This is a genomic window from Streptomyces sp. NPDC006332, from assembly GCF_040612855.1.
GTDB lineage: Bacteria > Actinomycetota > Actinomycetes > Streptomycetales > Streptomycetaceae > Streptomyces.
In genome coordinates this window covers 22,965-36,841 of record NZ_JBEXRA010000061.1, presented here as the reverse complement: position 1 = coordinate 36,841, position 13,877 = coordinate 22,965, and the positions used below count along the sequence as shown (strand labels likewise).

14 protein-coding genes are annotated in these 13,877 nt (G+C 72.0%); 6 read left to right on the top strand and 8 right to left on the bottom strand.

Translation table 11 applies throughout. The features are described 5' to 3' along the window. Window positions 1-25 precede the first annotated feature (25 nt). Window positions 26-1,504, top strand: coding sequence for an ornithine decarboxylase (locus ABZ027_RS36540; protein WP_356776119.1), 1,479 nt, complete (start codon window positions 26-28; stop codon window positions 1,502-1,504). A gap of 309 nt (window positions 1,505-1,813) precedes the next feature. Next, entirely contained in the window at window positions 1,814-2,269 is a 456-nt protein-coding gene (locus ABZ027_RS36535) for a cyclic nucleotide-binding domain-containing protein (RefSeq protein WP_356776117.1), read from the top strand. A gap of 53 nt (window positions 2,270-2,322) precedes the next feature. On the opposite strand, the gene ABZ027_RS36530 is transcribed toward ABZ027_RS36535, so the two are convergent. Both ABZ027_RS36530 and ABZ027_RS36525 read right to left on the bottom strand, forming a co-directional pair. Further along, window positions 2,323-3,624, bottom strand: a complete 1,302-nt coding sequence (locus ABZ027_RS36530; protein WP_356776115.1) for an MFS transporter — start codon at window positions 3,622-3,624, stop codon at window positions 2,323-2,325. Between the two features lie 127 nt (window positions 3,625-3,751). Beyond that, the gene (locus ABZ027_RS36525) at window positions 3,752-4,366 is read right to left on the bottom strand and encodes a LysE/ArgO family amino acid transporter (RefSeq protein ID WP_356776113.1); all 615 of its coding nucleotides are present in this window, start codon (window positions 4,364-4,366) and stop codon (window positions 3,752-3,754) included. A 69-nt stretch (window positions 4,367-4,435) separates the two neighbouring features. Between ABZ027_RS36525 and ABZ027_RS36520 the strand changes: the two genes are divergently transcribed. Further along, the gene (locus ABZ027_RS36520; RefSeq protein WP_356776153.1) at window positions 4,436-5,335 is read left to right on the top strand and encodes a LysR family transcriptional regulator ArgP; all 900 of its coding nucleotides are present in this window, start codon (window positions 4,436-4,438) and stop codon (window positions 5,333-5,335) included. A gap of 107 nt (window positions 5,336-5,442) precedes the next feature. On the opposite strand, the gene ABZ027_RS36515 is transcribed toward ABZ027_RS36520, so the two are convergent. Next, entirely contained in the window at window positions 5,443-6,210 is a 768-nt protein-coding gene (locus ABZ027_RS36515; protein ID WP_356776151.1) for a TetR/AcrR family transcriptional regulator, read from the bottom strand. Between the two features lie 151 nt (window positions 6,211-6,361). Here ABZ027_RS36515 and ABZ027_RS36510 point away from each other — a divergent pair, with 151 nt between their 5' ends. Beyond that, a complete protein-coding gene (locus ABZ027_RS36510; RefSeq protein WP_356776111.1) occupies window positions 6,362-7,582 on the top strand; it encodes a saccharopine dehydrogenase C-terminal domain-containing protein in 1,221 nt (406 codons plus the stop codon). 126 nt (window positions 7,583-7,708) lie between these two features. Beyond that, entirely contained in the window at window positions 7,709-7,960 is a 252-nt protein-coding gene (locus ABZ027_RS36505; RefSeq protein WP_356776109.1) for a WhiB family transcriptional regulator, read from the top strand. A gap of 59 nt (window positions 7,961-8,019) precedes the next feature. Here the strand turns inward: ABZ027_RS36505 and ABZ027_RS36500 are convergent, their stop codons facing one another. The 5 genes from ABZ027_RS36500 to ABZ027_RS36480 form a co-directional block, all read right to left on the bottom strand. Beyond that, window positions 8,020-8,469: a DUF6098 family protein gene (locus tag ABZ027_RS36500; RefSeq protein WP_356776107.1), complete on the bottom strand. Its 450-nt coding sequence runs from the start codon at window positions 8,467-8,469 to the stop codon at window positions 8,020-8,022. 72 nt (window positions 8,470-8,541) lie between these two features. After that, on the bottom strand, window positions 8,542-10,362 hold the full coding sequence (locus ABZ027_RS36495) for a HAMP domain-containing sensor histidine kinase (RefSeq protein ID WP_356776105.1): 1,821 nt from the start codon (window positions 10,360-10,362) through the stop codon (window positions 8,542-8,544). After that, window positions 10,359-11,057, bottom strand: coding sequence for a response regulator transcription factor (locus tag ABZ027_RS36490; RefSeq protein ID WP_356776102.1), 699 nt, complete (start codon window positions 11,055-11,057; stop codon window positions 10,359-10,361). Before ABZ027_RS36490 ends, ABZ027_RS36495 begins: the two co-directional genes overlap by 4 nt. 63 nt (window positions 11,058-11,120) lie before the next feature. Next, the gene (locus tag ABZ027_RS36485) at window positions 11,121-11,882 is read right to left on the bottom strand and encodes a L,D-transpeptidase family protein (protein ID WP_356776100.1); all 762 of its coding nucleotides are present in this window, start codon (window positions 11,880-11,882) and stop codon (window positions 11,121-11,123) included. A 57-nt stretch (window positions 11,883-11,939) separates the two neighbouring features. Next, window positions 11,940-13,352, bottom strand: coding sequence for a M1 family metallopeptidase (locus ABZ027_RS36480; protein ID WP_356776098.1), 1,413 nt, complete (start codon window positions 13,350-13,352; stop codon window positions 11,940-11,942). Between the two features lie 158 nt (window positions 13,353-13,510). On the opposite strand from ABZ027_RS36480, the gene ABZ027_RS36475 reads away from it, so the two are divergent. Further along, window positions 13,511-13,861 carry a DUF488 family protein gene (locus tag ABZ027_RS36475; protein WP_356776096.1) on the top strand — a complete coding sequence of 117 codons (351 nt, stop codon included), beginning with the start codon at window positions 13,511-13,513 and terminating at the stop codon, window positions 13,859-13,861. Window positions 13,862-13,877 lie beyond the last annotated feature (16 nt).

The following is a 13,877-nucleotide window of genomic DNA, read 5'->3' as shown; positions in this document are numbered from 1 at the left end:
ACCCCGTGTGGGGAACCCGGGCCGCATGGCGATCGATCACACCCGCGCACCCGTTCTGGAAGCTCTGGCCGACTATCACCGCAAGGGGCGGCTGACGTTCGCGCCTCCGGGTCACAAGCAGGCCCGGGGCGCGGATCCCGCGGTGCGGGAGGTGCTGGGCGACGCGGTCTTCCTGGGGGACGTGCTGGCGTCGGGCGCCCTCGACGACCGGCTCACCCGGGGCAGGGTGCTGGAGCGGGCCGAGGAGCTGATGGCCGACGCCGTGCACGCGGAGCACACGTTCTTCACCACCTGCGGGAGTTCCCTGTCCGTCAAGGCCGCGATGCTGGCGGTCGCCGGGCCGCACGAGAAGCTGTTGATCGGACGGGACGCGCACAAGTCCGTCGTGTCGGGGCTGATCCTGTCCGGTATCGAGCCGGTCTGGGTCGTGCCGCGGTGGGACCCGGAGCGGCGGCTGGCGCATCCGCCGTCCGCGGCGGAGTTCGAGGCGGCGTTCGATGCCCATCCCGACGCCAAGGGCGCGCTGATCACCAGTCCGACGCCGTACGGTGCCTGTGCGGATCTGCGGGAGGTGGCCGGGGTCTGCCACTGTCGGTCGGTTCCGCTGATCGTGGACGAGGCCTGGGGCGCCCATCTGCCCTTCCACCCCGATCTGCCGTCCTGGGCCATGGACGCCGGCGCCGACATCTGCGTGACCAGCATCCACAAGATGGGCAGCGGCCTCGAGCAGGGTTCCGTCTTCCATCTGCGGGGCGATCTGGTTCCGGCGGAGCTGCTGCGGATGCGGGCGGATCTGCTGGGCACGACCAGTCCGTCGGTGCTGCTGTACGCGGGCCTCGACGGGTGGCGTCGCCAGATGGCCCTCCACGGCGAGGAGCTCATGGGCGGCGCGCTGGACCTCGCGGCCGATGTCCGGGCGCGGATCGAGAAGATCGACGGGATGCACGTCAACGACCGGGCCGACTTCTGCGGTGCGGGCCTGGCCGAGGACTTCGACCCGTTGCCCGGCGTCATCGACATCGAGGCGCTCGGGATCACCGGGTACCAGGCGGCGGACTGGCTGCGCGAACACCGGGACGTGAACGTGCATCTGTCCGACCACCGTCGGATCGGCGCGCAGATCACCCACGGCGACGACCAGGAGACGGCCGGGCAACTGCTCGCCGCGCTCGAGGACTTGGCGCGGGCGGCGCCGGACCTGCGCCCCGCGCCGCGGGTGGAGGTGCCGTCGGCCGGCGAGCTGCGGATGGTGCAGGCCCGCCTGCCGCGGGACGCGTTCTTCGGACCGGCCGAGCACGTCCCGCTGTCCGAGGCCGTGGGGCGGATCGCCGCCGAGATGATCACGCCGTATCCGCCCGGTATCCCCGCCGTGCTGCCCGGCGAGCGGCTGACCGATCCGGTGCTGCGCTATCTGCGTACCGGACTGAACGCGGGCATGAACCTTCCCGACGCCACCGACCCCGAGCTGGAGACGATCAGGGTTTTGGGCCGGGACGCGGAGTGAGCGCCGAGTGAAACGGGTCACCTGCCCCGCATTCGGCTTCGCGCAGGCGCCCTGAATGGTTTACGGTTCACTTATACGTGGCCACGGAGTCGACCGTACCGTCCTCCGAAGTCACCGCTCAACGGCCCTGGCTGGTCTCCCCCGTCCAGCCAGGGCTTTTTCATGCCCGGGCACCGGTCCCCGCAAGAACGTGCTCGATTCTCCTGTCCGCCGAGGTGCCCAGGGGACCGGGAGCCGCTGGAATGGGCTTAGTGAGTGGACCCCCCTCAGGGAAGAACCGGAAGTGCCGCCGGCGAGGAGCCCCGTGCCATGACCAAAGCGATCAAACTGCTGACCGCCCTCGGGCTGCCCCAACGCGAGCGCCTGATGACCCTGGCCCGGGAGGTCTCCTTCCCCGAGGACGCCCGGATCTTCGAGGCGGGTGGTACGGCCGACCGTTTCTGGGTCATCCGCTCGGGCGCGGTCTCACTGACCCAGCAGGTGACGTCCCAGCAGCGGGTCACGGTCGCCTCTCTCGGCGCGGGCGACCTGCTCGGCTGGTCCTGGCTGTTCAAGCCCTACCAGTGGGACTTCGGCGCGGAGGCCTTCAGCCCGGTGCGGGCCTACGAGTTCGACGCGGCGGCCGTGCTGCGGCTCTGTGAGGAGGACCGCCGGCTCGGGATGATCCTGGTGCGGACCGTCGCCGAGATCCTGGCGCACCGCCTGGAGACGACCCGGGGCAAGCTGATGGAGCAGTACGCCTTCAAGCGGCGCGGGGGCCTGTAGGACGCCGAGTCGGGCGGCGGTAGCGGCGCAGCGCCTGTAGGGGCCGCCGGAGTTCAGATGCGGTAGCGGCGCAGCGCCGGGACCGCGAGCGCCAGGCTCAGCATGACGGCGACCACCAGGAGCCCGCCGCCCGCGACCGCCGTGCGCGCGCCGAACGCCGAACCCGCCGTGCCGTGCAGCACGTCGGCCAGGCGCGGGCCGCCCGCGACGACGACGGTGAAGACGCCCTGCATCCGGCCGCGCATCTCGTCGGTCGCGGCGGACAGCAGGATCGCCCCGCGGAAGACCATGGAGACCATGTCGGCGACACCGGCCACCGCGAGGAACACCACGGCGAGCCACAGGCTGTCGCTCAGTCCGAAGCCGGTGATGGCCGCGCCCCAGGCCACGACCGCGCCGATGACCATCCAGCCGTGCCGGCGGGCCCGGGAGAACGTGCCGGAGAAGAGCCCGCCGACCACCGCGCCGATGGGTATCGCCGCGAACAGGAGGCCGAGTGCGAGTCCTTCGCCGTAGGGGGCGTACGTCTGGGAGGCGAGCTGGGGGAACAGGGCGCGGGGCATGCCGAAGACCATCGCGATGATGTCGGCCAGGAAGGACAGCAGCAGCACCTTGTGTGCGGAGATGTAACGGAACCCCGCCACGATCTCCCGCACCCCCGCCCGGCGCGCGGAGGCCGACGCCAGGGGCGGCAGGGAGGGCAGTCGGTAGACCGCCCACACCGTGACGCACAACGCCAGGGCGTCGATGAGATACAGCTCCGGCAGGCCGACGACGGGGATCAGGACACCGGCGAGCAGCGGTCCGACGACCTGTCCGGTCTGCATGACGGTGGAGCCGAGGGCGTTGGCGGCGGGCAGCTGTTCCTCGGGCACCAGGCGGGCGATGGAGGCGTTGCGGGCCGGGGCGTTCAGTCCCCAGAACGCCTGCTGCACCGCCAGCAGCACCATGAGGACGGCCACCGAGTCGAACCCTGTGACCGCCTGGAGCCAGAACAGGACCGAGGTGACGGCGATACCGCTGTTGGTGATCAGCAGCAGCTTGCGCCGGTCCATGGTGTCGGCGACCGCCCCGCCCCACAGGGCGAACACGATCAGCGGCAGCAGTCCGGCGAGGCTCGCGGCGCCCACCCAGGCCGAGGACCCGGTGATGTCGTAGATCTGCTTCGGTACGGCGACAGCGGTGAGCTGGCTGCCGACGGCTGTGACGATCGTCGAGGACCACAGCCTGCGGTAGGCGGGCACGCGCAGCGGGCGGGTGTCCATGGCCCAGCGGCGCCAGCCGCCCCGGGGCTGCTTCGTGTCGTCCGCGGAGGAAGAGTGCGGTTCGGTGCTGCTGCTCTCGCTGGTGTCCACGGGCTTCCTGGTTGCTTGTTACACCTATCGGGTCCGGGGTTCACTATCGCAGGACCTTCCGAGAGCCGGGATGCGATATCTCAGGTTGTGGACATCAGCCCTGCCAGTGGTGACCTTCGGGTTCGCACTAGGCCCCCGCCACGAGCGTGACGCCGAGGGCGATCATCGTCGTCGCGATCAGGCCGTCGAGGACGCGCCAGGCGGTCGGCCGGGCCAGGAAACGGCCGAGCAGCCGGGCTCCGAATCCGAGCGCGGCGAACCAGCACAGGCTCGCCAGCGCGGCTCCGAGCCCGAACGTCCAGCGCAGCGGGCCCCGGTCGGCGGCGACCGAACCGAGCAGGAAGACGGTGTCGAGGTAGACATGGGGGTTCAGCCAGGTCATCGCCAGACAGGTGAGTACCGCCCGCCGCACCGACCCCTCCGACTCCCCCTCGGTGCGCAGGGCACCGCCGGGCCGCAGCACCCGACGTGCGGCCAGGGCGCCGTAGCCGAGCAGGAACGCGCCGCCGATCCAGCCGATCGCGGTCAGCGCACCCGGCCAGGCCACCACCACCGCGCCCACCCCGCCGACGCCGAGGGCGATCAGGAAGGCGTCGGACAGGGCGCAGATGCCGACGACGGCCAGGACCGCGTGGCGCCGGACGCCCTGGCGCAGCACGAAGGCGTTCTGGGCGCCGATGGCGACGATCAGTGAGAGGCCGGTGCCGAAGCCGGCGGCCGCGGCGGTGAGGGAAGCGGTCATGACGTCGACGCTAGGGAAACGATCACCGCGTGTACAGCTAAGGATTCTTACGTACCATTAGCTGTCGTGATGATGACCGAGCTTCCTGCCGACCAGGTGCGGACCCTTCTCGCGGTGGTGGACGAGGGCACGTTCGACGCGGCGGCCGCCGCTCTGCATGTGACACCGTCGGCGGTGAGCCAGCGGGTGAAGGCTCTGGAGCAGCGCACGGGGCGGGTGTTGCTGGTCCGCACGAAGCCGGTGCGGCCGACCGAGTCCGGCGAGGTGGTCGTGCGGTTCGCCCGGCAGTTGGCCCGGCTGGAGCGGGACGCGCGCGCCGAGCTCGGCATGAGCGGTGCCTCGGAGCCCACCCGGGTCTCGGTCGCGGTGAACGCGGACTCCCTGTCGACGTGGTTCCTGGGGGCGCTCACGCGGGTCGACCGGGAACCTCGTCTCTGTTTCGAGCTGCGCCGCGAGGACGAGAGCCGCACGGCGGCACTGCTGCGGGAGGGCCTGGTGATGGCCGCCGTCACGTCGTCACCCGATCCCGTGGCGGGCTGTTCGGTGCGGTCGCTGGGCCGGATGCGTTATGTGGGCGCGGCACACCCGGACTTCGCCGCCCGACATCTCGGCGGACCGCTGCCGGACGCGCTCGCGGCGGCGCCGGTGCTGGTCTTCGACCGCGACGACGACCTCCAGGACGCGTTCGTGCGCGGGCTGCGCGGAGACCGGCAGGGGGCGAGTCAGGTACGGCACCACGTCCCCACCTCCGAGGGCTTCGTCGAGGCCGTGGTGGCCGGTCTCGGCTGGGGCCTGGTGCCCGAGGTTCAGGCGCGGCCCCTGCTGGACGCGGGCCGCCTCGTCCCCCTGGCGCCGGAACGCACGGTGGACGTGCCGCTGTACTGGCAGCAGTGGAAGCTCGACTCACCGGCACTGGCCGCGGTCGCCGACGCGGTGGCGAGAACCGCCGCGGAGACACTGCGCGCCTGACCGGCCGACGGCCCCGGCTTTCGGCCTGACGGCCTGCCGCACCCCCCGACGGCGCCCCCGCCGCCCCGCGGCCGTGAACGCCGTCGACGCGGCGTGCCGTCGGCGATTCACGGTCCCGGGCCGGGATGCTGGGCGGGCGGAGCTTGATCGTGTCCACCCGTTCGCGGCCGGGCCCTGAGCGACGTCAGTCGGGCCTCAGCGCTGTCCAGGAGCATCTCCAGTGCCGTCGGGTACGCGCTGGTCACCATGCGGGTGGCCAGGAGAGGGGCCGCCTCGGCGATGCGGGGGTGGGTGGCGCGTGGGAGGCGGGCGTACGTCGAGCGCCACACCTCCTCGTCGGCGTGCTGGGAAGCACTCGGCAGGGTCAGCGAGGCCGCGTCGAGGGCGGCGAAGGCGAGGGTCTGGTCGATGAAGGCGTGGTACACGCGCACGGTGTCCGGCAGTGGGAAGCCCGCGGTTCTGAGGATGTCCAGGACCGCCTCGTCGGCGGCGAGTTCGTTCGCCCGGCCGGTGACCCGGTTCGTGGTCAGCAGGGCGGCCTGCGGGTGCGCCAGGTACGCGGTGTGGATGCGCAACCCGACGGTCCGCAGGTCCGACCGCCACTGCCCCGTCGCCTCCCAGCCGTCCAGGGCCTGACCGATGAGCGCGTCACCGATGGCCAGCGTCAGGTCGTCCATGCCGCGGAAGTACCGGTAGAGCGTGGACGGGTCGGCGTCCAGGGCGAGGCCGAGGCGGCGGGCGGTGAGTCCGTCGCTGCCGTGTTCGCGCAGCATGCGCAGCGCGGTCTCCACGATCAGCCGCTCCGACAGCACCGTGCCGCTCCTGGTGGGCCGTCGCCGGCGCCGCTTCTCCTCGGGGACCACGGGTTTCGGCACCACGGCCGGCCTCCCTCTCTCGGTGAAAGCCCCTTATGCCAACGGCATTGACCTTGTGTGAGCGTACGGCGTTGTATCGGCGTCGAGGGCCCCACATCAGCGATGCATCACGACACATCAGCGACGTTCGAACCGGCAGGGAGTTCTTGTCATGCGTGTACTGCTCGTGGGCGCCGGCGGAGTGGGCACCGCCATCACCCGGATCGCTGCCCGACGGCCGTTCTACGAGGCGATGGTGGTCGCCGACCACGACCCCACGCGGGCCGAGACGGCCGTCGCGGCGCTCGGAGACGGAGGAAGCCGTTTCCTGGCCGAGCGCGTGGACGCCGGCGACGAGGCCGCCGTGGCGGCACTGCTGGCGCGCCACCGCTGCGACGTCCTCCTGAACGCGACCGACCCCCGGTTCGTGATGCCGCTGTTCCGGGCGGCGCGGACCGCCGAGGCGACCTATGTCGACATGGCGATGTCGCTGTCCCGGCCGCACGCCGAGCGCCCGTACGAGGAGTGCGGGGTCAAGCTCGGTGACGAGCAGTTCACGCGGGCGCCGGAGTGGGAGATCGCCGGCGCGCTGGCCTTGGTCGGGATGGGCGTGGAGCCCGGGCTGTCGGACGTCTTCGCCCGGTACGCGGCCGACGAACTCTTCGACGAGATCGAGGAGATCGGTGTCCGCGACGGCGCGAACCTCACCGTCGACGGCTACGACTTCGCCCCGTCCTTCAGCATCTGGACCACGATCGAGGAGTGCCTGAACCCTCCGGTCGTCTACGAGGCCGACCGGGGCTGGTTCACCACCGAGCCGTTCAGTGAGCCGGAGGTGTTCGACTTCCCCGAGGGCATCGGGCCGGTCGAGTGCGTGAACGTGGAGCACGAGGAGGTGCTGCTGGTGCCGCGTTGGGTGGACGCCCGCCGGGTCACCTTCAAGTACGGGCTGGGCGAGGAGTTCATCCGGACGCTGCGGACGCTGCACCTGCTGGGCCTGGACCGGACCGCCCCGGTGACGGTGCCGGGCGTCGCCGGGCCGGTCGCGGTCTCGCCCCGCGACGTCGTCGCCGCCTGTCTGCCGGACCCGGCGACGCTGGGCGAGCGGATGCACGGCAAGACCTGTGCGGGCACCTGGGTGCGCGGCGTCAAGGACGGGGCGCCGCGCGAGGTGTACCTGTACCACGTGGTCGACAACCAGTGGTCCATGGCGGAGTACGGCTGTCAGGCGGTGGTGTGGCAGACAGCCGTCAACCCGGTCGTCGCCCTCGAACTGCTCGCCACGGGCGCCTGGAGAGGCACGGGTGTCCTGGGCCCCGAGGCCTTCCCGGCCGGTCCCTTCCTCGACCTGCTGACCGCGTACGGCTCCCCCTGGGGCATCCGCGAGCAGTGAACCCCCGCCATATCTTCACGAGGTCCCACAGGACTCGGCTGTTTCGCCCAGGCATCGACCGGAGACCCGGAAACGAGTAAGACATCCCCGAGGGCACGTCCGACTTCGATCGCAGGTGAGTTTTTCATGGAGAACTGGCGCGAACACGCCGCGTGCAGCCACGAGGACCCCGATCTGTTCTTCCCGATCGGCACCACCGGGCCGGCGCTGGTGCAGGAGGAACAGGCGAAGGCCGTGTGCCGTCCCTGCCCGGTCCAGGATCAGTGCCTGCAGTGGGCGCTGGACACCGGGCAGAGCATCGGCGTCTGGGGCGGAACGAGCGAGAACGAACGGCGTGCGATCAAGCGTCGCGCGGCGGCCCGTCGACGAGCCGGCTGACGGGATGATCTGAGGCGGCTGATGTGGGGGCCCGGTGAGTACGACACCGGGTCCCCACATCAGCCGCCGCTTCGGCGCAGCGGTCCCCAGTCGCTCGGCTGCCGGTCCACCGCGGCCCGTGCCTCGTCGATCACCCGGTGGTCGATCCAGCACATCGGCCCCACATCCACGACCAGCGGCTCGTTGTCGGGCCCACGGCCCGTCTCCCGGCCCGTGAGGACCCAGGGACGCACGCCGGGGCCCTTCTCGTGCACCAGATGGGAGTAGTCGTACAGCCGGCGGGCCACCCACAACTCGACCGGGCGGTCCTCCCACCACTCCTCGACGTCGAGCGGGTTGGCGGACAGTCCCGGCATGGACACACCCGTGAGATCGTCGGTGCTGGACAGCCCGGCGAGGTCGGTCTCCGGTCCGCGCGACCAGCGGACGTACGTGCGGTGGTGGCGCTCGACCAGGTCGGTCAGCTCGGCGAGCGTCCGTACGACCGGCATCTCGCACGCTGCGGACATGGTTCTGACCTCCCTCTTCGCCGTGTGCTCGGACGGGGTACCCGATCGACGGCGGCGGAACCGGACGGGCCGCTACCGCGGCGGGCCGCCCGGCAGCCGCAGGGTGAAGACGCTCCCGTTACCGGGCTCGCTCGCCGCCTCCACGCTGCCCCCGTGCGCGGCGACCAGGTGGCGGACGATGGGCAGGCCCAGACCGCTGCCGCCGGTGCGGCGGCTGCGGGACTTCTCCGCGCGCCAGAACCGGTCGAAGACGTACGGCAGGTCGTCGGCCTCGATTCCGGTACCGGTGTCGGTGACCTGCAGCAGCACGTCGCCGTCGGCGCTGCGCGCGGCCAGGGTGACGGTGCCGTCGGCGGGCGTGTGGCGCAACGCGTTGGACACCAGGTTGCCCAGCGCCTGCCGCATCCGCACCGCGTCGGCGTGCAGCCACGGGGTGCCGTCCACGGTGGTGCGGAGGCGGACGCCGGCCGCGTCGGCGGCGACCCGGTGGGCGGCGGCCACCTGGTCGAGGAGTTCGTCGCAGCGCACCGGCTCCGGGTGCAGGCGCAGCGCGTCGGCGTCGGCGTCGGCGAGGTCGCGCAGGTCGTCGATGACCCGTTGCAGGACGAGGGCCTCGTCGTGCAGGGCGGCGAGCAGGGCCGGGTCCGGGTCGACGACGCCGTCTCGGGTGACCTCGAGCCAGCCGCGGATGTTGGTGAGCGGGGTGCGCAGTTCATGGGCGATGTCGCTGACCATCGCCTTGCGTTGGGCCTCCAGGCGTTCGCGGCGCTCCGTCAGCTCGTTGAAGGCGGCGGCCAGGATGCCGGTCTCGTCCCGGGTGGTGACGGGAACCCGCACGTGCCGTTCCGGCGGCTGTTGCGCGGCCTCGGTCAGCGCCCGCAGCGGCCGGACGAGCCGGGTGGCGATCACCGCCGTCACGGCCACCGTGACGGCGAGGACGAGCCCGGCGGCACCGACGACCTTGGCCTTGTTGCCCGGGGACATGTCGAACCGTACGGCGGGAGTGTCCTTGTCGCCGCCCAGGAACAACTGCGCGGCGGGCGCGGCGTAGGGGTCGAGCTGGGCGCGGCGGGCATTGTCGAGGCAGGCCTGGGCCGCGCGCGCGACCCTGGGCCCCACCTTGGCGAGCACCGGTGCGAACGACGGGACCCGCGGAGCCGAGGGGGTGACGTCCACTCCGAGGTACAGCGGCATCCCGGGCTCCAGGCCCGCCCGGGTCAGACAGCTCCGGGCGCGTTTCTCGAGGGCGGTCAGTGCCTTCTGCTCGGTCGCCAGCGGCGTGTTGAACCGGCCGTCGGCGCACGCGTCGGGCACATAGGCGGGGTCGGCGCTGCCGTCCGCCTCGGTGAGGACCGGTCGGCCGCTCGGCGCGCGGCTGAGGCTCAGGTCGATGCCGTACCGGGCGAAGCAGCCCTGTCGTTCGTGGGCCAGGGCGTCGAGCTCGCGGCGTTCGCCCTCGGTCAGCCGGTAGGGGCCCACCACCCGCGGATCCGTGCCGCTGATCTGGGCGCCGCGCTCCGTGTAGGTGTCGGTGCGCAGGGGGTCGACGGTGGCGGCGGCGGTCAACGGCAGCGCGGTCCCGCGGGGCGCGGAGTCGGCGAGGGGGGTGCGGTCGGCCGTGGTCAGGGCGATGCGCCGGCCCGTCTTCTTGGACAACTCCCGCACCGTCGGCCCGACTCCGCTCCAGTCGGGGTGGGTCGCGGCGTATCCGCTGAGCCGGGCGAGGACGTCCATGTCGTCGGCGAGGACCTGCCCCTGTTCCTCCCGCAGGGCGCGGGTGGTGGTCTCCACCGCCAGCCAGGCGGTCGCCGCCACGGAGCACACGGCGACGAGACCGGAGGCGATCAGCAGCCGCACCAGCAGGCGTTTGCGCAACGGTATCCAGCCGCTCATCCGCGGCCGCCGCTGAGCTTGTAGCCGACCCCGAAGACGGTCAGCAGCCGGGCGGGGCGGCGCGGGTCCGCCTCTATCTTGCGGCGCAGGTTCATGACGTGGACGTCCACGGCCCGTTCGGTGGAGGCCCGGTCGGTGCCCCGGGTGACCTCCAGCAACTGCCGCCGGGAGAACACCCGTTCTGGTTCGCCGGCCATCGCCAGCAGGATCTCGAACTCGGCCGGTGTGCACTCCACGAGGGCGCCCTCGCAGCGCACCTCGTGCCGTACCCGGTCGACGGTGACTCCCCCGGCCCGTACGACGGACTCGTCCCGGCGCTCGGCCGGAGCGCGGGAACTGCGCCGCAGGACCGTGCGGATGCGGGCCATCAGCTCGCGCGGGCTGTACGGCTTGGTCATGTAGTCGTCCGCGCCGAGTTCCAGACCCAGCAGGACGTCGTCCTCGGCGGTGCGGGCGGTGAGCATCAGGACGGGGATGTCGTCGTCCCGGCGCAGCACCCGGCACACCCCGAAGCCGTCGATCACCGGCAGCATCAGGTCCAGGACGACGAGGTCCGGCCGGAGCCGGTGGGCCGCATCGAGGGCGGCCCGGCCGTCGTGGACCACGGTGGCGGTGTGTCCCTCCGCCAGCAGGGACCGGCGGATGAGTTCGGCCTGCATCTCGTCGTCCTCGGCGACCAGCACATGTGCGCACACGCGGCGGATCCTAAGCGGTGGGGGAGACCTTGGCGGACTCAGCGGGCAAAGGAGTCCGCGGACTCAGCGGGCCAGGGAGTCCGCGTCGCCCATGACGACGACGGGGTGACGGCCGGGGTCCAGCGTCCGCAGCAGGTCGACCATGTGCTGTTCGGCGATGCTGACGCAGCCGTGGGTGGGGCCGCCGTGGTCGACGTGGAACCAGATACCGCCGCCGCGGGCCGCGCCGAGGGGCCGGGTCCAGTCCAGCGGTGTGGTGCCGGACCGCCGGTTGTAGTTGATGGCGATCACGTAGTCGAAGGACCCCGCCAGCGGCTCGCCCTCGAAGCCCGTGCCGGTCGCGGTGAAGCCGCTCCCCCGGTCGTACGGCAGCCGGGTGCCGGGGTCGCGGAGCCGGCCGCCGGCGTCGGTGAGGGTGAAGACGCCGATGGGTGAGCGCAGGTCACCGGCCCGGTGGTGGTCGGTCCAGCCGTTGCGCGCGTTGTGCGCCGGCCAACTCTCGCCGGCCTGCCAGCCGGCCGCGGTGCGCTCGTACAGGACGACCGTGGACAGCGGGGAGTCGCTGCCCCTTCCGGTCACGACGACGGCCTGCCGTGCGTCGGAGGGGACCTCGGACAGGGTCTTCGGCCCCAGCCCGGGCAACGTCCGTGGTGCGGTGTTCTCCGGCGAGGCCGCGGGCGGCGAGGGCCGGCCGAGCGCCTGCGGCGTGCTCGCCGCCGGGGCGGCGCCGGGCCGGTGGTCCTGGACCGCCGCCGCGCCGCCGCCGCATCCCGTGAGCAACAGGGACGCGGCCAGCAACGCGGCCGGAGGACTGTGTCTGATCATGATTCGACCTTGACCGACACTTGTGAGGAACTCGTCAGGATCACAATTCCGTTCGGGTTACGGCCTGTTCGGCTTGCCGGACGTGTACAGCCAGGTGTGGAACAGCGCGTCCAGGTCCTTGCCGGACTGCCGTTCCGCGAGCCGCTCGAACTGGGTGGTCGTGCCGTGTCCGTAGCGGTGTTCGGCGGCCCAGGCCCGCAGGATCCGGTAGAACGTCCGGTCGCCGACGGCCTTGCGCAGGACGTGCAGGGTCATGGCACCGCGTGCGTAGACGGGCGTGCCGAAGATGTTGGCGCCGCTGCCCGGGTCGCCTGGCGGGAAGGCCCACAGGCCGTCGCTCGCCGGACGTTTGTAGAGCCCGTCGAAGGTCTTCTGCGCGCTCGGGCCGCCGTGCTGTTCGCTGTACAGCCACTCCGCGTACGTCGCGAAGCCCTCGTTGAGCCAGATCTCCTTCCAGGAGGTGAGGGAGACGGAGTCGCCGAACCACTGGTGGGCGTTCTCATGGACGAGGGTGCTCAGGTCGGGGGCGCTGTCGTACACCGGCCGGGTCTGGGTCTCCAGGGCGTAGCCGACGTTCGGGGCGCGATCGACGATGGAGCCGGCGGCGCGGTAGGGGTAGGGCCCGAACAGCTTGCTCTCCCACTCCAGCACCGAGGGCAGCTTCTTCAGTACGGGCTTCGCGGCGGCGGCCTCCCGCGGGTCCACGGCGTCGTAGACCTTGATGCCGTCGCGGGTCGTGTACTGCTTGACCTGGAACGTCCCCACGGTCGCGGTGGCGAGGTAGGCGGCCATGGGTTCCCGCTGGCGCCAGCGGAAGGTGGTGGTGCCGTTCCTGGTGCTCTGCCCGAGCAGGACGCCGTTGGCGACGGCGGTGCGGCCCTTGGGGACGGTGATCGTGAAGTCGTAGGACGACTTGTCGAGGGGGTGGTTGTTGGCCGGGAACCAGGTCATGGCGCCCTGTGGTTCACCGGCGACGAAGGCGCCGTCGTCGGTGGGGATCCAGCCGTCGAGCGAGCCGTCCGGGTCGGTGACCGGCGCGGGCTTGCCGGCGTAGGTGAGCGTCACCTGGAACCGGTCGCCCTTGCGCAGGGCGTGGCGCGGGGTGACGACGAGTTCCTGGCCGTCGCGGCGGTACTCCGCCTTGACGTGGTCGACCGTGAGGCCGGTGACCTTCAGCCCTTCGAAGTCGAGGTCGAAGCGGCTGAGCCGCTGGGTGGCGCGGGCGGTGAGCACTGCCTTGCCGGTGAGGTGACGGCCGCCCGGGTCGTAACGGAGCGTCAGGTCGTAGTGGCCGACGTGATAGCCGCCGTTGCCGGCCAGCGGGAAGTAGGGGTCTCCGACACCGGACGCGCCGAGGGGCCCCGCGGCAGCGGGTCCGGCGGCTGCGAGCAGGGCCGCGAGGGCGACGGGGACGGTGACGCTCACGGCCTCTCGGCGGAGGACGGTGGTGCGTCTGACGGACGGTCTCACACGGACTCCTACGGTGGGGGTGCCAACGACCTCACACTAGGGGCCCGCCTCCCCCCGATCGACCTCTACCGGGTCAAGTCCCGCCGCGCCCACCCGTTCTGACCGGTGCTCGGCGCTACGCTGCCGAGACCGCCCCGCCGCCCGAGAAAGGCCCGCCCGTGAGCGTCCGTGTCCGTCGCGTCTACGAACCGCCCGAGCCCGACGACGGCGTACGTGTCCTGGTCGACCGGCTGTGGCCGCGCGGCCTGTCGAAGGACGCGGCGCACGTCGACGAGTGGCCCAAGGCCCTCACCCCGTCGACCGAGCTGCGCCGCTGGCACCACTCCGGCGAGGGGTCGTACGAGGAGTTCAGCGAGCGGTACGAGGCAGAGCTGACCGCTCCCGAGGCGGCCGAACTCCTCGACGGGTTGCGTGAGTTGACCGGCCGAGGAGCTGTCACGCTGCTGACCGCCGCCAAGTCCCCCGAGCAGAGCCACGCCTCCGTGCTGGCCCGTCTCCTCACGGCGTGAGCAGACGGGCCGTTCA